Origin of the sequence: Acidaminobacter sp. JC074, assembly GCF_022496765.1 — a bacterium.
Classification (GTDB): domain Bacteria; phylum Bacillota; class Clostridia; order Peptostreptococcales; family Acidaminobacteraceae; genus JABXKX01.
This window is the reverse complement of record NZ_VANV01000006.1, coordinates 25,321-50,036: the sequence shown is the minus strand read 5'-3', so window position 1 is coordinate 50,036 and position 24,716 is coordinate 25,321. Positions and strand designations below refer to the sequence as shown.

General features: G+C 33.5%; 18 protein-coding genes. 2 read left to right on the top strand and 16 right to left on the bottom strand.

The genetic code is table 11. From position 1 onward, the window contains the following. Nucleotides 1-6: 6 nt before the first annotated feature. The 5 genes from EZV73_RS07605 to EZV73_RS07585 all read right to left on the bottom strand — a co-directional run bounded on the left by EZV73_RS07605 (nucleotide 7) and on the right by EZV73_RS07585 (nucleotide 6,594). Nucleotides 7-1,104, bottom strand: coding sequence for an efflux RND transporter periplasmic adaptor subunit (locus tag EZV73_RS07605; RefSeq protein ID WP_240839657.1), 1,098 nt, complete (start codon nucleotides 1,102-1,104; stop codon nucleotides 7-9). Then, complete coding sequence (locus EZV73_RS07600; protein WP_240839656.1) at nucleotides 1,097-4,396, bottom strand: efflux RND transporter permease subunit; 3,300 nt, start codon at nucleotides 4,394-4,396, stop codon at nucleotides 1,097-1,099. The genes EZV73_RS07605 and EZV73_RS07600 overlap by 8 nt, the downstream gene beginning before the upstream one ends. A 238-nt stretch (nucleotides 4,397-4,634) precedes the next feature. Further along, entirely contained in the window at nucleotides 4,635-5,006 is a 372-nt protein-coding gene (locus EZV73_RS07595) for a hypothetical protein (protein WP_240839655.1), read from the bottom strand. Between the two features lie 234 nt (nucleotides 5,007-5,240). Continuing rightward, entirely contained in the window at nucleotides 5,241-6,002 is a 762-nt protein-coding gene (locus tag EZV73_RS07590) for a hypothetical protein (RefSeq protein WP_240839654.1), read from the bottom strand. Continuing rightward, nucleotides 5,986-6,594 carry a hypothetical protein gene (locus tag EZV73_RS07585; RefSeq protein ID WP_240839653.1) on the bottom strand — a complete coding sequence of 203 codons (609 nt, stop codon included), beginning with the start codon at nucleotides 6,592-6,594 and terminating at the stop codon, nucleotides 5,986-5,988. Before EZV73_RS07585 ends, EZV73_RS07590 begins: the two co-directional genes overlap by 17 nt. A gap of 163 nt (nucleotides 6,595-6,757) precedes the next feature. Here EZV73_RS07585 and EZV73_RS07580 point away from each other — a divergent pair, with 163 nt between their 5' ends. Continuing rightward, on the top strand, nucleotides 6,758-7,120 hold the full coding sequence (locus EZV73_RS07580; RefSeq protein WP_240839652.1) for a DUF1304 domain-containing protein: 363 nt from the start codon (nucleotides 6,758-6,760) through the stop codon (nucleotides 7,118-7,120). Nucleotides 7,121-7,147: 27 nt separating this feature from the next. Here the strand turns inward: EZV73_RS07580 and EZV73_RS07575 are convergent, their stop codons facing one another. The 7 genes from EZV73_RS07575 to EZV73_RS07545 all read right to left on the bottom strand — a co-directional run bounded on the left by EZV73_RS07575 (nucleotide 7,148) and on the right by EZV73_RS07545 (nucleotide 13,190). Continuing rightward, on the bottom strand, nucleotides 7,148-8,266 hold the full coding sequence (locus tag EZV73_RS07575; RefSeq protein WP_240839651.1) for a TolC family protein: 1,119 nt from the start codon (nucleotides 8,264-8,266) through the stop codon (nucleotides 7,148-7,150). 2 nt (nucleotides 8,267-8,268) lie between these two features. Next, a complete protein-coding gene (locus EZV73_RS07570) occupies nucleotides 8,269-9,507 on the bottom strand; it encodes a TolC family protein (protein WP_240839650.1) in 1,239 nt (412 codons plus the stop codon). Nucleotides 9,508-9,730: 223 nt separating this feature from the next. Further along, nucleotides 9,731-10,153: a DUF4259 domain-containing protein gene (locus tag EZV73_RS07565; RefSeq protein ID WP_240839649.1), complete on the bottom strand. Its 423-nt coding sequence runs from the start codon at nucleotides 10,151-10,153 to the stop codon at nucleotides 9,731-9,733. A 9-nt stretch (nucleotides 10,154-10,162) separates the two neighbouring features. Next, the gene (locus EZV73_RS07560) at nucleotides 10,163-10,708 is read right to left on the bottom strand and encodes a hypothetical protein (RefSeq protein ID WP_240839648.1); all 546 of its coding nucleotides are present in this window, start codon (nucleotides 10,706-10,708) and stop codon (nucleotides 10,163-10,165) included. Between the two features lie 92 nt (nucleotides 10,709-10,800). Next, nucleotides 10,801-11,244 (bottom strand): hypothetical protein, encoded by a 444-nt coding sequence (locus EZV73_RS07555; protein WP_240839647.1) that lies wholly within the window; start codon nucleotides 11,242-11,244, stop codon nucleotides 10,801-10,803. 166 nt (nucleotides 11,245-11,410) lie between these two features. Next, nucleotides 11,411-11,794 carry a rhodanese-like domain-containing protein gene (locus EZV73_RS07550; protein WP_240839646.1) on the bottom strand — a complete coding sequence of 128 codons (384 nt, stop codon included), beginning with the start codon at nucleotides 11,792-11,794 and terminating at the stop codon, nucleotides 11,411-11,413. 451 nt (nucleotides 11,795-12,245) lie between these two features. Next, a complete protein-coding gene (locus tag EZV73_RS07545; protein ID WP_240839645.1) occupies nucleotides 12,246-13,190 on the bottom strand; it encodes a hypothetical protein in 945 nt (314 codons plus the stop codon). A gap of 200 nt (nucleotides 13,191-13,390) precedes the next feature. Here EZV73_RS07545 and EZV73_RS07540 point away from each other — a divergent pair, with 200 nt between their 5' ends. Beyond that, the gene (locus EZV73_RS07540; RefSeq protein WP_240839644.1) at nucleotides 13,391-14,350 is read left to right on the top strand and encodes a hypothetical protein; all 960 of its coding nucleotides are present in this window, start codon (nucleotides 13,391-13,393) and stop codon (nucleotides 14,348-14,350) included. 309 nt (nucleotides 14,351-14,659) lie between these two features. Here EZV73_RS07540 and EZV73_RS07535 read toward each other — a convergent pair whose 3' ends face one another. The 4 genes from EZV73_RS07535 to EZV73_RS07520 form a co-directional block, all read right to left on the bottom strand. Continuing rightward, nucleotides 14,660-16,972 carry an S-layer homology domain-containing protein gene (locus EZV73_RS07535; protein WP_240839643.1) on the bottom strand — a complete coding sequence of 771 codons (2,313 nt, stop codon included), beginning with the start codon at nucleotides 16,970-16,972 and terminating at the stop codon, nucleotides 14,660-14,662. A 58-nt stretch (nucleotides 16,973-17,030) separates the two neighbouring features. Beyond that, on the bottom strand, nucleotides 17,031-19,385 hold the full coding sequence (locus tag EZV73_RS07530; RefSeq protein WP_240839642.1) for an S-layer homology domain-containing protein: 2,355 nt from the start codon (nucleotides 19,383-19,385) through the stop codon (nucleotides 17,031-17,033). 124 nt (nucleotides 19,386-19,509) lie between these two features. Continuing rightward, nucleotides 19,510-21,705 carry an S-layer homology domain-containing protein gene (locus EZV73_RS07525; RefSeq protein WP_240839641.1) on the bottom strand — a complete coding sequence of 732 codons (2,196 nt, stop codon included), beginning with the start codon at nucleotides 21,703-21,705 and terminating at the stop codon, nucleotides 19,510-19,512. 139 nt (nucleotides 21,706-21,844) lie between these two features. Beyond that, the gene (locus EZV73_RS07520) at nucleotides 21,845-24,622 is read right to left on the bottom strand and encodes an Ig-like domain-containing protein (RefSeq protein WP_240839640.1); all 2,778 of its coding nucleotides are present in this window, start codon (nucleotides 24,620-24,622) and stop codon (nucleotides 21,845-21,847) included. Between the last annotated feature and the right edge of the window lie 94 nt (nucleotides 24,623-24,716).

Sequence of the window (24,716 nt, the reverse complement as noted above, 5' to 3'; positions counted from 1 at the left end):
TTTTCCTTATCTTATATTGATTTTCGAGCCATCCATGACATACTCTTTACCATAGGTAATAAGCACTTGATCAGAACTTAAGTCACTGACGATAGCCACTTGGTCACCACGCTTTGAAAGCACTTCTACAAGTACCTTCTGAGCAAGGTCCCCCTCTGCTGTGTAAACAAAGCTTTCACCGTTTTCTTGTAAAAGGGCATTACTAGGAATCCATAGACCTTCAGAAACATCACTGATTTGAATCCATAATTCTGAGTACATACCTGTTCTTAGATCATCTGTCATCTCATCTAATACAATCTCTACCGGATATGCACCAGTCTTACCATTAATCGATACAGTCTCTACATGTCCCTTAAAGGTTTGCTCTAGTGTAGGAATATAAATTTCTACTGCTTGGTTCGCCTTTACATTGTTGATGTGTTTAGAAGGTACGTTTGCATTTATTTTATAAGCATCTACAACTTCAATGGTCATAGAGTTTTGTGTTGTTACAAACATATCTTCAATAATATTACTCGCTGTAATAATCCCGGAAACAGGCGCTTTAATCTCATAGTTGTCACTCATAGAATCGTAAGTATGTTTAGTAGAATTATATGAGGTAACAGCATTTTGATATGAAATCTTAGCATTGTCATATTGAGTCTGAGCACCATCTAATTGAGCTTTTGATGAAATGCCTGATTCATACAAGGCTTTTGTGTCATTTAAGCTAGATAAGGCATTATCAAGTGATAGCTTAGCCTGACTCATGCCATTAAGAGCCTGAGTTAATTTAGAGTTCTTATCTACCTCAAAGTCCTCGGTCTCAATGGTAAATAAAATGTCTCCTTCATTTACGTAGTCACCCACCTCAAAGTTAACAGCCGTGATATCCCCTTGACTCATCGCATTAACTTGGTATGAATCCGAAGCCTGAACTTCTCCGATTGTGTAAACAGATTCATATACATCATCTGATACAACTTGTGATGTAGAAACTGGTACCGCTTCTACAAGGGTAGCTACAGTTTCTACTTGTCCTCTATTTGCTGAACAGCCTGTCATGACAAGAAGTGACATGACTAGAGCTAAACTTAATTTCAATTTATTCTTAAACAATGGTTTTTACCTCACTTTCCAATTGCATCTTCTTTAATTCTCTTCTTGCCTGCTTTTTTTCAGCTCTTGACTCCATCATGAAATACATCACTGGAATGATCAAAAGTGTTAAAACCGTTGACGCAATCAAACCAAATATTATTGCATAGCCAAGTTGTGAAAACTGATCATTATATAAAGCCAGTGGCAATACACCACCCATTGTTGTTAGAGATGTTGCAAATACCGGTAAGAATCTTACCTTAACTGCTTCTGATACAGCGTCTCTTAACTTCATGCCTACAGACCTTTGATAGTTGGCAAAATCCACGAGTACAATAGCATCATTAACGGCTATACCAACTAGGGCTACAATACCCATCATGGCATAAACACCTAAGTTGTTGCCAGTAATAATGAGACCTGTGATAACACCAATTAGGGCTAGCGGTACACTCATTAAAATGACAAGTGGTTGCTGGAATGAGTTAAACTGAATAACCAGTACGGTGTAAACAATCATAATAGCAATCATAAAGCTTGTAAGCATGGTATCAAATTGCTCTTGTGTATCTCTAAACTGACCACCAGAAGAAAGCTCTACACCTTCAGGCAGTTCAATGCCAGAGATGGCTGAGTTAAATTCTTGACCAATAACAGTTGGATTGTAGCCATTTTGAACATTTGCAGCTACTGTGATTACCTTCTGACCTTCACTGTGTTCAATTTTAGCCATACCTTCTGAGTAGCTTAAAGATGCCACTTCTGAAAAAGCAATCTTTTGGCCCATGGTATTGGTAAAGAAAATCTTTTCAAAGTCAGATACTGAGTTGATTGGCTGCTCATCAAAGTAAACTGTGATGTCATAGTTTTCTCCAGCTTCTTTATAAGAACCCACTGTTAAACCTGATACTCTTTGTCTTAAATCATTAGCGATCATCGCTGAGTTAAGACCATAATAAGCAGCTCTATTAGAATCGATTTCTACAGTGATTTCTTTGACACCATTTTCTGATGACAAAGTAGGGTTATCAACACCTTCTATGTTTTTAAGAACAGATAAGTATTGATTGGCTACAGCATTTAGCTGGTTAAAATCATCCCCCTGTACACTGACTGAAACATCTGAACCATTCGTCATCATAGACATAGAAGATTGTCCCTTAACGTCTATGGATGCACCTGGAATCTGTTTGGTCATATCTCTAATAGAATCTACCATATCATATCCTGATACTACTCTATCGTCAGCATCTACAAAGTTGACTGTGATGCTTGCTGTATTTTTCTTGTTGCCACCAATATTCATATCAAAAGACTCAATGTCTTCATATTGATAAAGCTCTTTTTCTATTTCATGTGCAATCTTATAGGTATCTGATAATAGATAACCTTCTGGTGCTGTGATGGATATACTCGCTGAAGATGGTTCTTCTGCTGGCATCAACTCCATTTCAAGAATGCCTAGTGGAATGGTCATTACAGCTGCAACAAGTATAATAAATGCAACAACGAAGATCATCCATCTTTTGATTCTTGAATCAAAGAACTGCTGTAACCAACCTACATACTTAGAGATAAAGGCATTTTCTTCTATGCCATCTTTTTTACGTCTTCTTATAACAATCTTTACAACCATTAGAAGTGTAAATAAAAGTGCAAATACGATTGTATAACCTGTAACTGAGAAGTCATCTGTAAATGCAACAAGGGTTAGTACAAATACAAGCAGTACTGAAAGTATGTCTCTAAAATTCGAATGCTTCTGATCTTTTTTCTTATACTTAGATAAAAGCTTAGCACTTAAGTTTGGTGTAATGGCAATCGATACAAAGAAAGAAGCCAAAATAGTAATGATTAGAGTCAGTGGTAAAATGGAGATAAACTGACCCATCATCCCCCCTTGCATAGCAAGTGGTATAAATGCACCAACTGTTGTAATAGTAGCCGCAAGTACTGCTGGTGCGACTTGATTGGTACCGATCTTAGAGGCCGTAACTCTATCAAGCCCCTTGTCTCTAAATCTATCGATGTTCTCCATGATAACAATGGCGTTATCTACTAAAAGTCCCAAGGCTACAATGAAAGCAACCAATGAAATTGTATTGATGGTAATACCTGATAAATGCATCACGATGGCTGAAATCAATAGTGACATTGGAATAACCATTGCAACTATAATGGACTCGTTTAATCCAATAAATACAAAGAGTACTGCAATTACGACTAGTAATCCACCTAAAGCACTCGTAAGTACTGTATCAATGTTTTCAGATACTTCATCAGATTCATCTGATGTAATAATAACGTTTAAGTCACTCGGATACATAGAACCAGCTTCATCAGCTATAATCTTTTTTACATCTTCTGAAATAGAGATAATATCTGCACCAGTCTCTCTAAATAGAGACATGTTGATTACTGGTGTTGCTTTCTTTTCTTCACTATGAAGTTTTGAGTAAGTATAGGATTCTGAATCCGGTGTTTTATATGAATCAGTTATTGTTGCCACATCAGATAAATAGACATAGCCATTTTGTCCTGAAGAAACAATGATGTTTTCTAGTTCAGTAAGTGTTTCTGCCGATTCATCCACACGAAGTGTATAGTCAGTTTGATCAAGTGCAGTAGATCCTAGCGGCATTTGAATAGTCGTATTCGACAATGCTGAAGAAATCGAGTTTAAAGATAAACCGTATTCGTACAGTAGATTTTGATCAACTGATACATGAATTTCTCTTTCTTTAGAACCTGACACATCCACATTTTTTACACCGTCAATCTTCTCAAAGGATGCCTGTAATGCTTCTGCATAATCATTGATTTGAACCAAGTCATAATCACCTGTTAAAGTCAGGTTCATGATCGGCATTTCACCGGTTTCCATTTGAATAACATATGGGTCTGAAACCCCTTCTTCAAATCGAATATCATTAACAGATGTTTGTACATCAAGTTTTGCCTGTTTCATATCGGTATCTTCATCAAACTCTAACACAACTTGTGAATAATTAGCATTAGATGTTGAAGTGACCTTATTCAGGCCTTCTATACCTTCTACGGCTTCTTCCACGGGATCGGTGACCAGTCCTTCTACGTCCTGAACAGATGCACCCGGATATGCCGTGGTAACAAAAATATAATTGATTTCAATATCAGGTATAGATTCTTTTGGCATTTCCATATAAGAGTATAAGCCAACTCCAACAATCATAATAATCATCAGATAAACTACTCTATATCGATCTATTAGCCAAGAAGAAATTTTACCTAAAAAATTCTTTTCTTCATGTAATTCTGGTATGTCTTTCATCGTCGTCCTCCTCTTTATACAAAGAGTATAAAACAGACTTCTTTTTTCCACGGAAAGAAATTCTAAAGAATTTTTAAAGAAAATAAAAAAAATGATAAAGCTAAGCCTTACCATTTACATGTGGATAGATTCTACTACTTGAGTTACTATCCACAACTATTTGCACATATTCTTAACTTATCAACATAGTAGCAAATCGATCTAATGATTCTTATAAGAATCATCTTGTTGATTAGTCTTAATTCCTACCCTTAGGCACTTCTATATCATAACCTTCTTCTTGCATTTTACTGATGATTTCTTTAGCAGTTAACCCTTCAGCCTTTAACTCCTCATATCTAACCTGTCCAACTTCATCAAGGCCTAAAGCTTCAGCGACTTTCTTAGGATCTACATCAGATGCTTTTTCCTTTATTAATGCACCACGTTCTTCGGATGCTACAACCTCTTCTGTTACTTCCTCGTCCAAAGGTCTTTCAACATCTGTAAGATCCGCAGATATTTCCTTAATCACAACACTCGATTTAACATCTTCTTCAGCACTAGTATCACAAGACATCAATCCCAAGCACACTATTCCTAATAAACATAATAACAATAATTTCTTCATAACTTACCTCCTGAAATGATTCTATCAAGGAAGTATGGTTAGAGAGTGGTATACTTTTGTGAAATTATGGTCATCCTAAGCTTTTTCTATTAGAGGCAAAACTATAAAATAAGGAAAACAATTTTGTATAAAACGTGATATTACCACGAAAAAAATAAAAAAAACGTGGAAATATCACGTTTTTTAATAAGATGACTTTTGAAATACTTAATAGCATAATCCTCAATACCTTTATTAGCTTAATAAATCTAAGAAATCAATAAGGAAATATACTAAGGAAAAAGCAGTTACACCTGTTTTTAGCAACCATCTTAAACTCTTACGAATGGCTTCTGCATGTGAATAACCTCTTCTATAGTTAAGAAGTCCACCAATTATAACAAAGATTATAGATATCCATGCAAATGTGAAAGCATTTTGATCAGCCATAAACACACTACTTAGTGCCAGTAATATAATAAGAGATATTAAGAACTTCTTAGATATAAAATAACTCATTATGCTTGGCTTACTATAAAGTTCTTGCCACTTAACTTTCTCTAGATAAGGTTTAGCAGATAAGAATAGACTTGAATACTTTCTCAAGGTATACGAAAACCTATCCTGACAAATGTCTTCTAAATCGTTACAAAAGTCATCGAAGTCAGGGAAATACATCTTCCTAAAACGATAAAACTTCTTATTACCTTTAATGATTAACATGGCTGTTTTCTTACTGTGTAAACATAAGACAACATGGTCTATATCCCTAATATCTACTTCGTTTGTAGAAAGCAAAGTCCTTATAGTAAATGAATCATCATGGATTTCTACACTTGTTGGTTCTGAAACCAGACGTCCAATAAAAGACACCAAAATTGGTAAAACTATAGCTGCCATCACCATCATGACTGCTTCTAAAGTGTCTGGTTCATCTAAAAACATGTGATATATCATAGAGACATTAAACAGTGTTAAAATCATCCTAATGAAATACTTCCTAAACTTTCTCTTCAAAAGACACCCCACTTTCACTTACATGAACTTTAACATATTCAGATATCTGACCATAAGTGTAATGCTTGTCAAAATTCTCAGATAATAAGTTTTCTGAAACGCAAATGGTCTCAACATCATCAAGTGTACCTGCTCTTAAGATCATCTCATCAACAAGCCCAGAAGAAAATGATTCGCTATACTCACAAGACTTCATCTCATGGTCAATACAGACCATATATTCAATACAATCACCAAAGTCAGTTACGATCAGACTTGGATGCTTTTTAGCAGATACAGCCACTAACATAGAGCCATAGATCATTTGGTGGTATTTCATACTTATACAGAGAAAACTTATGTCTTGAAGTCTCTTCTTAGAAAACTTATACGGCACCAATATAATGGCATCTATAACCTTAGACTTTCTACCTGTAACAATACCTGACGCCATTAACTTTTCATACATAAAACTATCTTGATACATAGTCTTTGGAGAACAAAGTGCGTTCATTTCTCTTATAAAATCTACATACTCATACTTTCTATCATTTGAATAATCATAGAAGAAATTATCTGAGTATATAAAAACCTCTTTAATATCGACTTTCATTAAAACCCCTTTCATACCTTTTAATGATACAAGACAGAAAGCAAAATTCAAATATAATCAGCAAATGTAAATATAATTATAATATAAGGGATTTAGACAAAACAAAGAATCTGTCTATTGTATCAGAGAATGGATTCTCATATAGTCTTATTAAGGAGGAGATATGACAACTTTAAAAGAGATATTTATAGGCATCATTGCACTGGAACATTTCTTCATAATGTTTATGGAGATGTTTCTATGGGAGAAAAGAGGCCCTAGCATATTTAAAAACTTTGATAAGGACCTGTTCTCAAATACCATCCCTATGGCTAAGAACATGGGCATTTATAACAGCTTCTTAGGCGCTGGACTGACATGGTCAATATTTATCACAGATCCAATATGGTCTGTAAACATTGCCACATTCTTTTTAGTATGTGCAATAGTCGCAGGCATATATGCAACCTTAACAGCTGAAAAATCTGTATTTGTTAAACAGAGTTTACCAGCACTTATAGCACTTATCATATTGCATGCAATATAAAAGACCAAGCTCAGCTTGGTCTAATTTTTATTCAGCGGCTTCTTCAACACCGAAGTCTTTGATATAGTAATTGTAGTTTTCTACTAACTTATAAAGTGATAACTCTTTAACTTGAATATCTAATTTAGCAGCTTCTACATCATTTTCTGCTTTAACAACATCTAAATAGATTACCATACCTAAGTTATTCTTAACTTCTTGTGTATTTAATGTTCTTTCAGCAATTTCTAACTTAAGCTTAGCAATTTCCAAATCCAATTGAGCATTTAAGATGTTGTTATAGTCCGTACGAATCTTAACTTCTTCAGTAACCTTAGCATCTTCTACAGCCTTCTCTAAGTCAGCAATTGATTTATCATAGTCTTCAGATCCCTCAGGCATCTTATATCTTGTATACCTGTTTACAACTTTTTCTTCTAAAATCTTCATTTCAAGATCTTTTTCAGCCTTCTCGATCGAAGAACCTTGCGTTTGGGCTTGTAGTGCAAGTGTTTCAACATCATACTCAGTATCTACACTTAAGTCCAACTTTTGCACAAGTAAAAATCTTGTATTTAAATCTACACCCAATGTTTTTGCTAAGTCCATATGCGCCATTTGAATTGACCATTCAGATTTCTGAAGATTTAGCTCTGCTTGGGCAATTGAGTTTTCTAAATCAGATATTGTGTTTTGAGTCACAAGACCTAATTCAAACTCCTTTTGCTTAGAGGCTAACTCCTCTTTTTGAACAGCGATAGAATCTTTCGCAGTTCCTAATGACAAAATCTCATTGTATAGCGAATAGTAAGCTGAAGTAACAGCGATTTCTATCGATTTAATTTCATCTTCTTTAGCTGTTTTTAAATCTTCTACTATTCTTTCCTTCTGTGCAGGAACTAACTCCTTAGCCTTCCCATCAGCTAGGTATTGGCTATCGCTTATGATACTCTTAATTTCTAAATCATCTGCCTTGTTCTCAGCAGAACTTAAGTTTCTCTCAGCAATTAAGATATTTGCATCATAGTTCTTCAAGGTAATGCTATTTTCTTTAGCAAGTTCAATGGCTTTCTCCAATGTGATGCCCATAACCTCTTCAGCAAATGCAGGAACAACTGCACTTAAAAGTACGACACCTACTAAAAGTAATGATAATATTCTCTTCATGTCTATTTCCCTCCGTATGCAGGTCCGTTACCTGATGCACTTTCCATCTTATCAACAGCATTTTGATAGTTTCTAATATTTGATTTAACTGTATTTTCTGCTGTTAGAACTGAAAATGCTGTTAAATCTACTGTTGTTTGGGTCACTTGACCCAATTCTAATCTTTTCTCAATATCTGAAAGATTTTTCTTAGCAATCTCTAATGATTGTAAAGATAACTGATAATCATTCCAGTATGTCATCATTGAAATGTAGCCATCTGAAATATCGTCTATAACATCTGCTTCAGCTTGCTCTAAAGCATGTCTAGCTGTAATAACAGCAATATCAGCATTTACTCTATCTGTTATTAAATCATTCTTCAAGTATTGACTAATAATACTGTCTTCACGTTCTTTAATTTCTAAATCTATTCGAGCATTCTTCATTTCTGTACGATTAATAATCGCAGCATCTAGATACTCATCAAGAGTTTTATGATTTGCTTCAATTTCTAGCGACTCCACGGTATCAACTAAAGTGTACTTAGCTGTAACAGGAACATCCATCAGCTGGTTTAAACTCATCTCCAAATTGGCAACTTGTATACCAAGTTGTTGAGTTTGTTTTTCTAGAATTAATAAATTTTGCTCACTATTCTTAAGATCAGCATCCGACACTTGACCTAATCCATGCTGTATAACAAGTTGATCATGTTGTGTCTGACTAATACTCAAATAAGTCTCTTGTTGAGCTAAAGTAGTTTGTAAAGCTACTATGTTGATATATAACTCTTTTACACCCTTTTCTATAGAAGGCATAATTGTCGTTCTCGTATTTTTGGTCTTTTGAATATCACCATATAATGATTTCCAAGTTAAATCACGTGTCCTTATAAAGTTATCTAACATTTGTTGGCCAGTATAATGAGGTGGCTCATCACCAAATGCCATTTGATAACCTTCTAATTCCGCTGTTTCAAAAGCATCTAATGTATCTTTATCAACATATTTCTTATTATAAAGGTCCTCAAATCGATCTAAAGTAGATAACGTAGATTCTACTTGTTTTTTCCCATCTTTAGCAGCATTGTAACCGTCCCATAATTTTTCAATACCATCATTGATGTCTTCAATGGCTGATTGGTCTTCTGTTGCCAGCTCTACGGCTTTTTCCACTGTTAATATTTCTTCTTCAGCAAAGACAAAGCTACTGAAAAGTAAAGTAAACACAATTAACAGTGAGACACTTCTTTTTATCATAAAGTCTCCTCTCACGTATTCTATGGTAATAATATAGCATAGATTTGTATCCATTTTGTATCTCTAACGTCTCTTTAATAATTTCTTAATTCTAAGATTATAATTTCTTTAAAAATAGAAATATTCTTAATAACTTAACCCTTTTTTTAAGCCATTCTATTTTTACCCCATAAAACATGTATTACTCATATGAAACATACGAAAAAACCAAGCAACTGCTTGGTTAAATATATGATAGTAGTCTGTTGACTAAATCTTCATTGTTCTTTTTCCATTTCCCAAAGTCTTCACTTTCTTCCCAAAGCTCTTTTAGTTCAGATTCATTGATGATCTTCTCAACTGCATAAGCAGCTTTTTTTATATCTGCTGGTGAGAATTTCACACTCCTCTTAAATAGACCAAGTCCACTCTTGTACCAATCTATTACAGATGATGGTAAGGCTTCGACTTCTCCTTCAGTGATCAGACAAACAAGCTCTGCTGCAGCAAGTGCTTCCGAACACAGTGGTGCTTCTAGATAATCTGGTTCATGTGTCGTTTTATCAAATACTTTTATAATGGATTTAGTATTTCGTGTTTCACTAAGATCATCTAAAAAGTCTACAGCATCATCATTTTCAAAGCTCTTATATCCCCAGGCGCCCATATAATCCTCCTAGTCTGTATATGAAGACAAATCCCTAAACACATTATCTCTTAGATATCTACCTTCAGCCTCATCTATACTTATACCCATTCTTATGGTTTTCATACCATAATCAAAATGTAATACCCCACCTAAAAGACCATAGGCCTCCATACCTCGTCTTCTATAGATAGAAGTAGATTCAACATGAACCTTAAAGTTCTTAATAGATCTTATGTCATATTCCTTCGAACGACCTAAACCTAAAATCTCTTTAGATATACGCAAGGTTTGACCATTAGATACAATCACCTCTTTACCAAACAAAAGCCATAAAACAATATAAATGGCGAAACCGCCAGCAAAGGTCCAGCCTATTAGCCATATGAGTAGAAATGGTACAAACTCACCTGACAACATAGTCATTAAAACCATGGTTTCTCCCATAAACCAGCCCGCTAACCAGAAACACATAAAAACAATTATGAAGATATTCTTCTTACTTGGTATTTCAACTCTATAACCCTCTTCAGTATAGTCTACTTTAGACTTTCCATTATTCACACTCTCTATCATAATTCCCCCTTAAAATCGTATACATATTCTACCACAAAAATAAAAAAGTTACACCTTATAAAAGAATGTAACTTTTATTAAGAAATTAATATCTACTCTTCATCATACCTGAAATAGTCACTGTAATCTTCTGGCTTCTTCTGCTCTCTTTTAATCAGATAAGAAAAATCAGCTAAACGATAACATATTTGCTCAACTAAATTGTCAACCTTATCATCCGAATCTAGTCCAACATCAATGGCATGCAAAATAGATCTTTTCACACCATTTCTAAAGGACTCTCCAGCATGTTTACTGTCCACAATCTCTTTAGCATGAAGAAATGATTCAATCCACTCTGGTACATTGTCCAAATCAACTTCTAGTACCTTTGCAATTTTTTTATGATCCCAGTTTTCTTCTAAAGCTCTTTCTATAGCTTCCACTGTCTCTGGCATATATTTTGTAAACCTTGTATTACCAGAAGAAAGCTTTCTCTGGTATTCATCATAAGAATATCCATACATCTCTGCAGCAATGTATCTATACCTATTCATAAGCGCCTCCTAACTAAATAAACATGTAATAAACTCGTCTCTATAACATTTAACAATACTCGAGGCATAAAATGTTTTGATATCTATTATATACACACTTTTTGTGTTTTCTATCATTTATTTTTGTCAGCTTGTTAATATTTACAGATATGCAGTCAAAAACCTACTAATCTTTAACCACCTCATAAGGCCAATTAATAATCCCACCAAAGTCTTTTACATTGGTATAACCTAGCTCAACGAGTGCCTTGGATGCTTGTGCAGATCTATTACCAGACCTACAATAAACCAATATTACCTGGTTCTTGTCTTCAAGTATATCTACCTCACCAGCATTAATTTGATCTAGTGGTAAAAGCGTTGCGTTTTCTATATGTCCTTCATCGTATTCCATCTGCGTTCTGACATCTAGTATAATATTGCCTTCAACCATCAATTCTTTGGCAGCTTCTGCTGTAATCGTTTCATATTCTATAGCATCACTTGAACAAGAAACAAGAACTAAAGACATCAAAAGTGTTATAACAAGTAATCTTACTGTAAATTTCATAAAAGGTCCTTTTTAACATAGGTTACTGTTTACTTTAGGCGTAACAGTAATCCTCTTCATAATATGTCCTGTTAAGTCAATGGTAAAAGATTTATGCATTTCTAACTGCAACTTATCAACAAGAATCTCTATACCTTCAACCTCTAAAGTAATATCTTCATCCTCCCGCTCTGCCTGAGCAATACCAAAAACTGGACCTGCTCATCCATAACCAAAAATCTCTATTTTTAGATGTTTGTCGTGATTTCTAGCATCTTTCATCTTGTTAAACAAAACATCTCTAACTTCACCAACTAACTCTATCATAGTCATACCTCTCTTTATAGCGAATATCGTACGTCTATATCATACCCTCTATTAGAGAACTTAACACAAACATATGCTTTTAAGAAATTCAGAATCATAAACATATTCTAATATGATATACAATTAGATTACAGATATCTTATAACTAGTCTAACTCGTTCTGAAAATCTTGAAGTACTTTTGCTCTTTCTTCTAGATTTTCTTTTAAAGCATTTAACTTATCAACAAGACTATCTACCATATCAGTTTGTTCTTTAAAAACTTTATCTGACTTATCATCCATCGAGTTTATAAATATATCTAGTTCTTTTGCTAAAACTTCATTTCTGGTCGTGACTTCTTCTAGAAATGTATCAGATGATAGAAGCTCCATCAGTACTTTTCTGTCTTCAATCTGACTAATGAAGAATTCCCTTTTTTCTTCAAGAAATACATTGTCACTTTTTAAATCACTGAGTTCACTACTCAACTCATTGTATTCTTCTGTTAAATCATCTATTTTCTTTTCTTCAACTGCAAAAGAAATTAGAGAAGTCTCTATTTCAACTTCAGACGCTTCATTACTATTGATCTCTTGGTTTTCATACTTTTCAATGGTTTGATTTATAAGGTCTAACTCTGATTGAACTAAATCTACATTTAGTCTTAGTTCTGCTATTATGCCTTTATGTCCATCTATATGATTATCAATGGAAGTTTTTAATTGATCTTTCCAATTATCAGTTGCCTTAAGTAGGTATGTGTATTCTTTAAAAGCCTCTTCTTCCTCGTCATATATCTGTGAGTTAATTCCCTTATCCATTGAATCTATCTCTAATTTCATATCTTCAATTTCAACTAGAACTAAATCATAGTTTTCTTGTACAGAAGCAAGCTCCTCTTGTAATAACTCAATTTTCTTTTCGTAATCAGATATGGTCGTACTCAGCTCATCTAGTCTCATTTTGTCTTCTTCACTCATTAAATTCTCTGTATCATCGGCTAATTCCTGTGTCTTTAAATCCTCATTTAAGGACTCACCATCCGAACTACAAGAAATCATCATAACCATCAAAGTAACTACTAGTATCATAATAATTATTTTTTTCATCATTTTCTCCCTCATGATATCTATTATAGCCGAATTGTTTTATAAGTAATATAACAATATGTACTTATTTAATTGTATGTTGCATTTCAGATTACATATGATTTTAACATTCTCACTTCAACTCATTCATCTATTAGACGATTCTTTGATTTTTCATGATAATATATAATTTGATAATAAAACTAAAATAAGGAGTTCGTATGAAATTTTCACCACTTAAGTTTCAAGGTTCACTTGCAGCAGCCGGTGTATCTTTGATGCCATTTAACTACATGAAATCAACAGTGTTTAAAGGAATACCCTTTCACCTGAATCATTTTAAAACATTGGACTTAACAAGTTTTGAATACTTCTCTAGCATCTTGCTGATAGCTATTATGCTTGTTTTCATCATCTTACACTTGACTATGACCACAATGTTTCTAAAAGAATTAATTGTATGGCTTATAAAAGGCAAGGAGTTTTATCAGATACTTGATAATCCTAAGGCCAATACAAGTCTCTTTTCACCACTAATATCTCTTCCAATGTCCCTGATTGTTATCATGGGACCATTAAGTTTCTTTATTCCAAATATCAGTCAAAATATTAGCACATTGATACCAGTAGCTATGGCAATATTTACACTACTATGGTTCACAGTTATCATGCTTGAAGTGACAGTTGTAAGAAAGCTTCAATCATCCAAAATACCTCTGAGTGATTTTAACTTCGCTTGGCTACTCGATGTACTAGCATTTGGAGCAGTTTCTCTTTTAGGATCCTCTCTAACAGGATCTACAAGTGGTAACTTGGCTTCAATAGTAGCATTGATGACCAGCATCACTCTGGTGATTGGTATCATCCTTTCATTTACTAAAGTGACCATACTTTTTTATCACTACTTAAAAGTAAAAAGAGAGGTACCTGTTAACTTAAAGCCAGCTTTTTACTTAATCATTCCACCATTATGTTTGTTATGGTTTTCTGCTTACAAAATACTAGGTTTTATATCTAAAATGTTTTCAGTAGATACCTCAGTGCTCTCATTTCTAATAATAATAGGCTCATATGCCTCTGCTGTTATATGCTTTGTCTTCTTAGCATTTATGTTATTTGACTACTTTAAATCTCAGTTTCTAAGAAGTGAATTTTCTCCAGCTCAATGGGGGATTATCTGAGGTTTTGTGGGTTCTCAAGTTTTGGGAACAGTTCTTTATAGCAATTACATAGAACATCTTAGTTTAAGGTTGATTAACTTTTTTAGTATATTCATTGTTACTATCATTTTCATGGTTATTATGACTAAGTTTATATCTGTACAACTGCAAAAAAGTACATAATAAAATAGGTTGTCAGCTTTGACTGACAACCTATTTATTAATCTCTTAAATTCTTAATTACATCAACATGCTCATTTTGAAACTTATTCTTTATTCTCATGATTCTCTAATAAAAAAATTTGCTCAAAATAAGATTTTATACTCTTATTATTGGCCAAATGATTGATGCGATTTTTCTATTAGTACAAACCCCATCTCTCTAGTAGCCATATCTAGCGGATTAAAGTTCTTTCCATCACCATTTAAAATATCTTTTGAATTGACAAACTTTACGCTGCTAAGCGCCCATGATGCAATACTCTCTGAATCACCAAAGTCATCCTTAAAATCATAAACTATATCATCTGCCCCATTGATTACTTTATAAGTATTGTATAACATCACTGACATTTCTTGTCTAGTTACTAAACCATTTGGATTAAACACGGTATCAGATAATCCACTTATTATCCCTAAAACGTTGGCTTTTTTTATTGCCTCTTGCTCTTCTAACTTTAAATCGCTAATATCACCGAATGGCTTAGCTAAACTTAAATCTACTGTCTCATCAGAAAAATCTTCATATAAACCAACTAACATTCTGCAAAACTCTACCCTTGTTAAAGATTGTTGAGGTTCATTTAATAACTGCGAAGAAAACTCTGGTTGCAATAATTTCTTTTTCACAACTGAATCTGTAAAACCTTTAGCCCAAGAACTTACCTTCGTTTCAATAACTTCACCAATGCTGAACTTTACAACATATGAAGCCTGTGAGGAATAATTATAAGCAGTCACCATTAGAACATAGTTGTGACCATTCGTTAAGTCGTCCTTTAGAATTGTATAATTAGATTCTTGAACGACATATTCATTCAAAATCATTTCCTTAGTTATTTTATCTTGCAGTGTTAACTTGTAGCCATCTGCCCCCTCTACATCATCCCAATTCAACTGGATATCATCATGTAAATATACCTCATCTGCAATTAAAATAGGTTCAAGAAGTTCAACTTCATTTACATCAAAATTTACAACTCTATTTCTCGATTTATCAGCTCTATTAACCGTAACAGTTAACTCGTATGAATGACCTGATTTTAAAGCTTCTTTAGATAATGTATACATAGCCTTATCTAGTTCCTCCTCTATTAACAAATCATTACTGGTTAAATCTCTTAAAGCTACTTCATAATTATCAGGTTCTATACTTTTATCCCACTTGAGCTCTAAATCATCTAATGGAATCACATCACCTTTTTTTACGCCATCAATATTAGGATATTCAAGTACAGGATATCCCCAAGTAAATATTGATTCATCCCACGACTCTTCACCATTTTCAACAGCAGCTACAAACACTTTGTATTTATGACCATACTTCATAAGGTTATTGTCTATTTCAATGCTATCAAACATTGAAGGACGTTCTTTTCTTTCAATAACATACTCGTTATTCGTTAAGTCTTTGAGAGAAACAAGATAATGATCTGCATGAGGTGTTCCAGACCAAATTACCGTCATTTGGAATTTAGATGGCACATCAGCATTATATGAAGGCCTAAGAATGTTTACATTACCTACATTTCCTTCTAGAATAACGAAATCCATTTTATCTTGACTGCTTGCACTGCCTTTAACAGCCTTTACAGTGTACTCGTATGTATGACCAGCAACTAAATCACTTTCAGGAATCTCATAGTAAGTATTATATGTTTTTTTCTCTGAGAACACTATTTTACCATTGGTCTTATCTTTCAGAGTGAATAAGAAATAATCGACGTCTGACGTCATTTTCCAACTTAGATTAATATTTCCCAGTTTATACTCATTTGAACCCACCTTTGATAAGACTGGATTGTCAACTTCAGCTTCTACATTCTTAGTAAAAAACGATACAGTTGACGTCTTCTTTTCCCCATCTTTTACTGCTGTTAAATAAGCTGTATATTCATGTCCAGCTTGCATTAAACCCTCAGGACAAACATAATGGTCATCTACAAGTTCAAGTGTATCTAAGATATAAATACCATCGGTTTTATCCTTTACTGATAACTCATAATAATCGACAGCTTTGTTTACTTCCCATCCTATTACAGCATATGTATGTTTTATTTCATCATAAGCATCTGGCGTATTAAAAGTAGGCTCTTCAAATGTTACTTTAACCTTTACAGTGAAATAGCTAATAGAAGTACTTTCATTTTCACCAACAGAATGCAGTTCAATCTTATACCGATGACCTGGTTTCAACAAGGTTTTGTAAACAAGGAAACTACTTTCTGATAAAGTATGATCAAACAGTAAATCTCCTGTATCTGCATCCTTAAGAACTAAGCGATGCTCTTCATTACTATCCCATATGATTTGTATATCCTCATGCGCTATTTGATCGCCATCACTCGGTACAACTATCTCAGTTGCAAATGCTGGTAATACTAAAATAAACATTAAACTTATGATAGAAATTATTTTTTTCATCATATCCTCCATTACTATTTAAAGAGCTATAACCACTAGTATTTTCTTACTGCCTAATTTAATCCAGCACAATCTTGCTGTATAACTTTGATAAGATGACTAGACCCATTTCATGAGTCGCCTTAGCTTTCGGATTAAATTTAAGGCCATCGCCACTAATAATGCCTAAACGACTAACATTTCCAGTAGCCTCTTTAGCCCAATTTGAAATATCTGAAGTATCATCAAATACAATTTCATTTACTTCGCTAGTTTGATATGATATTACCTCTAAAAGATTGTTAATCATAACAGCCATTTCTTCTCGACTAATTAAATCATTTGGGAAAAATTGATTCTCAGATTTCCCGGACATGATTCCTAATGCGTTTGCCTTTATAATGATGTTTTGTTCTATATCAGATAGATCAGTAATATCATTGAAACTATGACTCTTAGTAGGAATATCCTTATTGAGTGAATGTACATCATACAGAGCCACCATCATATAGCAAAACTCAAGACGTGTCAGAGATGCTTTTGGTGTATTTAATAATTCTGCCATCAATGTCTCATCTAATAAGTCATTATCAAGTACATCTTCTGCATAACTTACAGCCCAATCACTTAACAATGCAGTATTCATTTCACTTCTATCTACAACTTTGAAATCATGCACTAATTTACTTGACTTCCCTTTACTCTTAGCAGTTACCAATAATCTATAATCATGTCCTAGTTCTAATATCGATTCATCAATTGCATACTTACTATCTCTAATTAACTTATTATCAAGAACCAGCTTCTTTGTTGTTGTGTCTTGCAGGGATACCTGATAATAATTAGACCCATGTGAATTGTTCCACGTAAAACATACATCACCAATATTATATGTTTCTTTAGGTGTTGAAAGTTCTATAGCCTCAGAATCAATCGTCTCCATCGAAAAAGCTACAGAATCTGACTTGTAATCGCTTCCGCGTCTTGCAGTTACAGTTACCTCATAGTCATGCCCTGAGCTTAAAATATCACAGTCAATCACAAGTTCATCATCACGAGAATTTTCATATAATACTACCGTTTTATCTGTAACATCCTTTAAAACAATTTCATATAGATCTGGGCGTACTGATTTTTCCCATTCTAGTTCTAAATCAGATAAGGGAATCATAGTACCAGCGGTTACTCCTGTTATAATCGGCTTTTCTAGTTTAGGTAACTCTACTCTGAATAAAGACTCGCTTCCATATACTTTTTCTCCTGATAAATATAGCTTTAATAGATAATACAAATGACCTGGTATTAAATCCTTATCGTCTATATAAACAAGACCATTACACTGACCCTCTTTTACTACATATTCTCCAGTCGTCAAGTTTTGTAGCGTAATCAAGGCTGGATTCCCTCCACCCCATCTTAGTTCTAACTGTTCATCTTCAACGGTTTCAATACCACTTGTTCTTATGAGAAGTTCAATTGAATCACTTTTCTTTGTATCTCCACTAACAGCAATAACCTTAAATATATACATTTGATTCGCTTCTATTTTCTCATCAGAATTATATTTTTTCTCAAAAGTGTACTCCGTTTCATTTGTTTCAATGTCTTGAAAAATATATTCATCTGAATTCTTGTTTCTAAGAGAAACTAGGTAGTATTCTGCATTAGGAGTACCAGTCCATCCAATATTTATCTCGGAATTAAAATCGTATATATCCTTGTTATCATCAATAATTGGGTATTCATTTAATTCATCAGATAACATTGTTTTAAATACCTGTGAACTTTTAAACACTTCATTATTTTTTACAGATTCAACAATAACTTGGTATTGGCTCACTGGTTTTAAAAGTTTTTTTTCAATAGTGAAATGATCATCACCTAAGTGCATCTCATCAATGACTACTACACCACTCGTTATATCTATCAATGATAACTTATAGTGATCTGCTTTTTTATCATTTTCCCACTCTACAGTTAAATCATCGTACTCTATCTCAACTCCTGCTAGCGGGTAAGTTATCGCTGGACCAAACTCATCCATAGGTACCTCTTCTTTAACTGTAAACATACAGATTTGATGTCCAGGACCATCATGTTCTCTTAAGGTAAAATGATACTCATGTCCCGGCCTTAAATCCGTCTTAGAAACATTATATGAACCATCTTTAATTTTTTTGACTTCAAAAACTTTTTCACTTGTAGTAAAATCCATTAAAGTTAAGTTATACTTGCCTTCATTTTTCCAACTTATGATAAAATCATCATAAGCAATTTCAAAGTCAAAATCTAAATATTTCTTTTTATCATCTTTTTCATCAATTTCTAGTTTAACGCCACCTTCTGGTAAAATGAAACCACTTTTATAACCAGCAAATGATGCAGTACTAAACAAAAATAAAACTAACAACACCAATATTATTTTCTTTCTCATAAAACTTCCTCCCCAAAATTCATCACAGTTACCATTTTATCACAAATGCCGTTTTATGGAAACAATAGCTTTAAATGATAGAAAAAAAGAAACACCCTAAACTAGGGTGCTTCATAAGGTAATTTTATTCTTTTGTAACTTCTCCAGTGATTAACTGAGTCGTAAACTGTTCTGACGGGTCAATCATATTATATAGTACTAATTGATACGATTCATTCGGTAAGTTTGAGAAACTTGCAATAACTGTCTTAGGATCTACATAGCTAACAGAATCCGCTGTAATACTAACATCATGGCCTACTTCATTTTTATATTGAAGCTTGTATTGAGATGCATTATTAGCAACAGAAACTTCAGTTTCAAACTCAATTCTAACCTTATTCGATGAAATAAATCTTGAATCTTCTATTTTAATGTCAGCTTCTTTTTCATCTGTTCCTTTAAATGAGAACTTCATAATTCCAGACTGAATGTTACCGCTTGAATCTACAATACCAGAAGTAACCTGTAATAAGTAAGTAGTATCATCATTGATTGGCTCATCTTTGTCTAGATAAACTGTTAATTTATAGTTCTCATTTGGATTGTAAACAATTAACTCATCATCTACACCAATGATTTTTGCAGCAACAGAAGCTGGACTTAAAGGCTCATCAAAATATAAATGAAGTTTTGTATTTGAAATAGGAATTACATACTCTAAATCTACATCTGAAGATGTTGAAGTTTCTACAACAAACTTCTCTTTAATATTAGAAACACTAGACATTTTAAGTACATCTCTTGCGTTAAGTACAGTTAACTCATAAGTACTATTAGTACTCATACTTAACACTTTTAAGTCTACAACGGAACTAGAGTTGTCTCCTTGGTTATAAATAGTAGCACTTAAAACAGCTGAGTTTGAGTTCTTCGATACATTTCGTAATGAATAATTGGCAATATTTAAAGCAGTGGCTAAATCTACATTTTGATTAAATCTAACTCTAACTGTATCATTAGAAACTGCAGAGACACTTTTTACACGAATTTCCTCATTTGATGAGTCGTTCCCCAAGAAGTCCATAGTCATTGCCTCACCTTCGTTAAGGTTAGCATCGTATGCACTTGTTAAACTTCCTTGAACCTTTAAGGTATAAAGCACATCATCTTGGAAGTTAATATTTTTTATATACAGAGCAACACCATTGTCAACGCCACCTAATACTGCAGCTTCCATATCATTATAAGTTCCAGTTGATACTGTCTGTCCATTCTGTAGTATTTCATAGTGAAGAACTAAACCAGCATTAATGTTAACTGGTTGTGTGAAATAAGCATGTACAATGTTTTCACTTTCACACTCAACACTTTTAATCTTAAAGTAATCTGAGTTAACCTCTGGTGCTTCAAAAGGATCTACTTCTTCAGAAATTGATTTAACAACAAAACCTTCATCATCTACAAGGTTCACCAGTGTTATTTCATAGTTATCACCAATGATATTAGCATCAACATCAACTGTTATCACTTTACCATCTAAGTTTACCTTGCTAATGTTATAGCTAGTTGAACCATTATTAAGGGCAACTTGGTTAACGGTAATATCTTTAATCGTTTCATTCAATGTAACTTCAACTTGGTTGACTGCTATTGCCTTAGCGCTTGAAATTTTAGTCTGTTTGGAGTCTTTTTTTACAAGACCTAAGTCTTCAGCTTTATCCATTATATCAGGATCTTTTAATGCTAAATTATCTAACAAGGTCATAGAACCATCTTTATAATACAGATTCAAGGCGTTATACATGATTTCAAGAGTAGCGCCTCTGTCTAAGTTAGATTGCTCTTCTTTAACAGCAAAACTTAAATCTGTAACAATACCCTTTTCATAAGCTGTTAGAAATACATTATCCCAGTTGAAATCATCATCTGTATATCTAAGTGCTTTTAAAACCATTACTAAGAAAGCCTTGTCAGTCAGTTTTTCATCTGCTCTAAAAGTATTATCTGGATAACCAGAAATTACTTTATTCATATAAGAGTAACCAACAAATGGCGCATACCACTCATCACCTTTTACATCAGAAAATGGTGTCATACCATAAAATGATGGACTCTTTAAGACAGTATCTTCACGTCCCATCAACTTAACAATAAACGTAGCAGCTTCAGCTCTAGTTAACTCTCCATTTAGATTTAAACCTGTACCATCACCTGAAACAAGTCCTATGTCATATAACTTTGACGCTATCTCTTCTTCACTAAAATCTTCAGCAAAACCAATCATACTGAACATCATTGCAAAGATAAGCATCGTACTAATGATTCTTAATTTCTTCATTTAAGCCTCCTATTAATATTCCTATGCTCAGAATATCATATATCTTTGAAATGGTCATATATACGTATCTCTTGTAATACATTTTTAAGAAATCATAACCATCTTCAACATCAGAAAAAAAGAGTTGGATATACCAACTCTAATTCAAACGATCAAACACCTTATAAATCATAATTATTGCCTGTTCCTTTGTAGCATTACCTTTAGGTGAGAACATATTTCCACCTACACCTGCAATAATATCATGATCATTTGCCATCTTATCAACAGCATCTTTTGCCCAAGATGAAATTAATGATGCATCTTCAAAATTTCTGTATGTCTTCTTTAACGCTAAAGTTCGATCCATAACTTTTAGAGATTTGTCGATAATAACACACATCTCTTCACGGGTTACTTTGTCATTTGGAGCAAATATACCTGGACCACGACCACTAATAATTCCAAGTTCATATGCTTTTAATACTTGTTGATTATTAGTATCTGTAAACACATCACTCGTTACATCTACATCTGGAAAATCAAGTACAACATTATAATAGTTCATAACCAGTTCCATGAACTCCTCACGAGTAATATTAGCCTGATAATTATCAATTACTTCATCAACTAGCAAGCCTTTACTATTTGATAATGTTATGAAATCAACAGCCCAAGATGATGGATTGTTTTGGAACAAGATATCGTCTGTATAATGGTTTAAAATATGTTCTACTGATGCAGTTATAATTTCACCATTTTCATCAAAAATTACAATACTAGACATGTTATCTTCTACTGTAACTTCGATTTCAGTCTTAATATCAGGATCTTCTGAAACTAGCTCTAAGAGAATCTCACTAACTATTTTAGCCGTTAAGGTATTTTTACTTATTTTTGCTATTTCAAGGTCTTTGTAACTTCTGTCCATCAAGTCTCTACCTAAGAAGGTTACATCACAGAAATCACCACTTTTCTTTTTATATACAGACTCATAGTCAAATTTTCTCTGGTGCGCTTTTTGAAGTTCCTGAAGATGAGCATTTAAGTCCCCTGATTTATCATCAATTAACTTATTAAGTTCTTCAATTCTCTTCTCAGTATACTCAATTTCTTTTTCAACAAACTCGCTAGAAATTCTAACTTCTTTCATTGTCATTTCATAGTCAGTAGCTAGAACCTCATCTAAGTCATACAAAGGTTCATCAATTGCAACAAAATGCACATTTGGTGTGTATGCCATATCAACACCAATTCTTGCTGATTTTTCAGCAACAATTTCTTTTATGTTTGAGATGACATTAACAGTTACAGTATCCTCTAAGTTATTATCCGCAGTAACACCCTTTAGTGTTACCGTACCAAGTGACACACCTTCAATCCAATTATCGTCTACAATTTTAGCTCTTTTTGTATCTGATGATGTATATTTTATATCATCTAATAATGGATAACTACCATCAACTACATCAAAATCAGGTTCGATTTCTACCTTTTGACCAATATAAATGGCATTACCACCACGGTATTCTTCAAAGCTGTCCTCATCTATATCATAGTCACTCAACATTGATTTTCCAAAGAATATATGTTCATCATACTTATTACCATCAGCCTTAGCTTCAATTACACATGCACCACCTTTTAGTGCATAGAAGTAGTATAAACCGTCTTCTTTAACAATCTTTCCAAATCCAGATGACGCTACGTTGAAAGAAACTTTGCTCGCGTCAGCATTTTCCGGAGACACTTTCACTTCAAGCAAGATTTTCTGACCGACTTTAACGTTTTGATCCATTGGTAAAAATTCTACATCTTTGATATCTACTGTTCTATCTACTTCTATCGGAAGACTGACTTTGACTGTCGCATAAGCCTTTTTCTCGCCATCTTTTGTTGTTACTGTAATTGTAGCTGTGCCTGTTTTCTTTGCAGTCAACTTACCACTCGAACTTACACTACATACACTTGTATTTGATGAAGACCAACTCACACCATCTTCAAAAACCTCATCTAAGCCATCTACAGGCACAATAACTGCTGTAAGTTGATGAGTTTTGTAGTCTTCCTTTAGTTCAATAGTTTTATCAGTTAAATATACTTTTTCAACACCTGTAATTATTTTTACAGATACTGAAGAAGTTCTTTCATTATCCTTAGAGATAGCACGTAAAGAAGCCTTACCAGCTTTAACACCTTTAATCTTACCTTCTTTATCAACCGTTAGATAATCTTTAGCGAGTGATTCCCAAGTTGATTCTTTTAAAAAGATGGTCTTACCTTCTAAAGGTGTGTAAGCAACACTCATTTGTGTTTCTTCACCTACATATATTGTTTCAGCTTTTTCATTAATTGAAATCTTGCCTACAGTTGGATCCACATTGACTTTAACATAAGCCTTCTTCCCGGCTTCTGTACTCTCAACTTGCACATAAGCATCTCCAATACCTACAATGGTAACATTACCAGAGGAAGTAACAGTCAAAACATCTGTATCAGTTGACTTAAACTTGACTCCTTTGTTCATAGGAACAGGTAATAAGTCTACCGGAATAAGATTATATGCTACTGTAAAAGACTCGCCAACACGTAAATCTTGATCGGGAGTAGCAACTTCTACAGATTTTACAGTATTTTTTACAAGTACTTCAAACTGTACTTCTAATATTGTACCACCCTTGTTTAAATTACCAGTCACTGTTACTAAGCCAGCTTTCTTACCTGTAACAATATCACTACTGCTAATAGAACATATACCATCTTTGCTATATGTCCAGACTATATCACTTTCATCCTTAATAATTTCACCACTAACTACTTTAGTATCTAAAGGTATACTTTCCCCTACATACAGCTCTATTACTTCATCTTCAGCAAATACCAACCCGCTAAATAGCATAACAGTAACTAGCATTAATGATAATAACACTTTCTTCATACTAACCTCCAAAAATCTTTTTCAACACATAATAATTATAGCACTAAAATGGTAATTTTCGTTAATATATTGCAATTTTAATATAGAAGTAACT

Excerpts from the sequence above, each read along its gene's own strand:
- EZV73_RS07530 (WP_240839642.1), bottom strand. The coding sequence starts at position 19,385 with ATGAGAAAGAAAATAATATTGGTGTTGTTAGTTTTATTTTTGTTTAGT.
- EZV73_RS07555 (WP_240839647.1), bottom strand. The coding sequence starts at position 11,244 with ATGAATAGGTATAGATACATTGCTGCAGAGATGTATGGATATTCTTAT.
- EZV73_RS07535 (WP_240839643.1), bottom strand. The coding sequence starts at position 16,972 with ATGAAAAAAATAATTTCTATCATAAGTTTAATGTTTATTTTAGTATTA.
- EZV73_RS07540 (WP_240839644.1), top strand. The coding sequence starts at position 13,391 with ATGAAATTTTCACCACTTAAGTTTCAAGGTTCACTTGCAGCAGCCGGT.
- EZV73_RS07595 (WP_240839655.1), bottom strand. The coding sequence starts at position 5,006 with ATGAAGAAATTATTGTTATTATGTTTATTAGGAATAGTGTGCTTGGGA.
- EZV73_RS07600 (WP_240839656.1), bottom strand. The coding sequence starts at position 4,396 with ATGAAAGACATACCAGAATTACATGAAGAAAAGAATTTTTTAGGTAAA.
- EZV73_RS07570 (WP_240839650.1), bottom strand. The coding sequence starts at position 9,507 with ATGATAAAAAGAAGTGTCTCACTGTTAATTGTGTTTACTTTACTTTTC.
- EZV73_RS07520 (WP_240839640.1), bottom strand. The coding sequence starts at position 24,622 with ATGAAGAAAGTGTTATTATCATTAATGCTAGTTACTGTTATGCTATTT.
- EZV73_RS07550 (WP_240839646.1), bottom strand. The coding sequence starts at position 11,794 with ATGAAATTTACAGTAAGATTACTTGTTATAACACTTTTGATGTCTTTA.
- EZV73_RS07545 (WP_240839645.1), bottom strand. The coding sequence starts at position 13,190 with ATGAAAAAAATAATTATTATGATACTAGTAGTTACTTTGATGGTTATG.
- EZV73_RS07560 (WP_240839648.1), bottom strand. The coding sequence starts at position 10,708 with ATGATAGAGAGTGTGAATAATGGAAAGTCTAAAGTAGACTATACTGAA.
- EZV73_RS07575 (WP_240839651.1), bottom strand. The coding sequence starts at position 8,266 with ATGAAGAGAATATTATCATTACTTTTAGTAGGTGTCGTACTTTTAAGT.
- EZV73_RS07565 (WP_240839649.1), bottom strand. The coding sequence starts at position 10,153 with ATGGGCGCCTGGGGATATAAGAGCTTTGAAAATGATGATGCTGTAGAC.
- EZV73_RS07585 (WP_240839653.1), bottom strand. The coding sequence starts at position 6,594 with ATGAAAGTCGATATTAAAGAGGTTTTTATATACTCAGATAATTTCTTC.
- EZV73_RS07580 (WP_240839652.1), top strand. The coding sequence starts at position 6,758 with ATGACAACTTTAAAAGAGATATTTATAGGCATCATTGCACTGGAACAT.
- EZV73_RS07525 (WP_240839641.1), bottom strand. The coding sequence starts at position 21,705 with ATGAAGAAATTAAGAATCATTAGTACGATGCTTATCTTTGCAATGATG.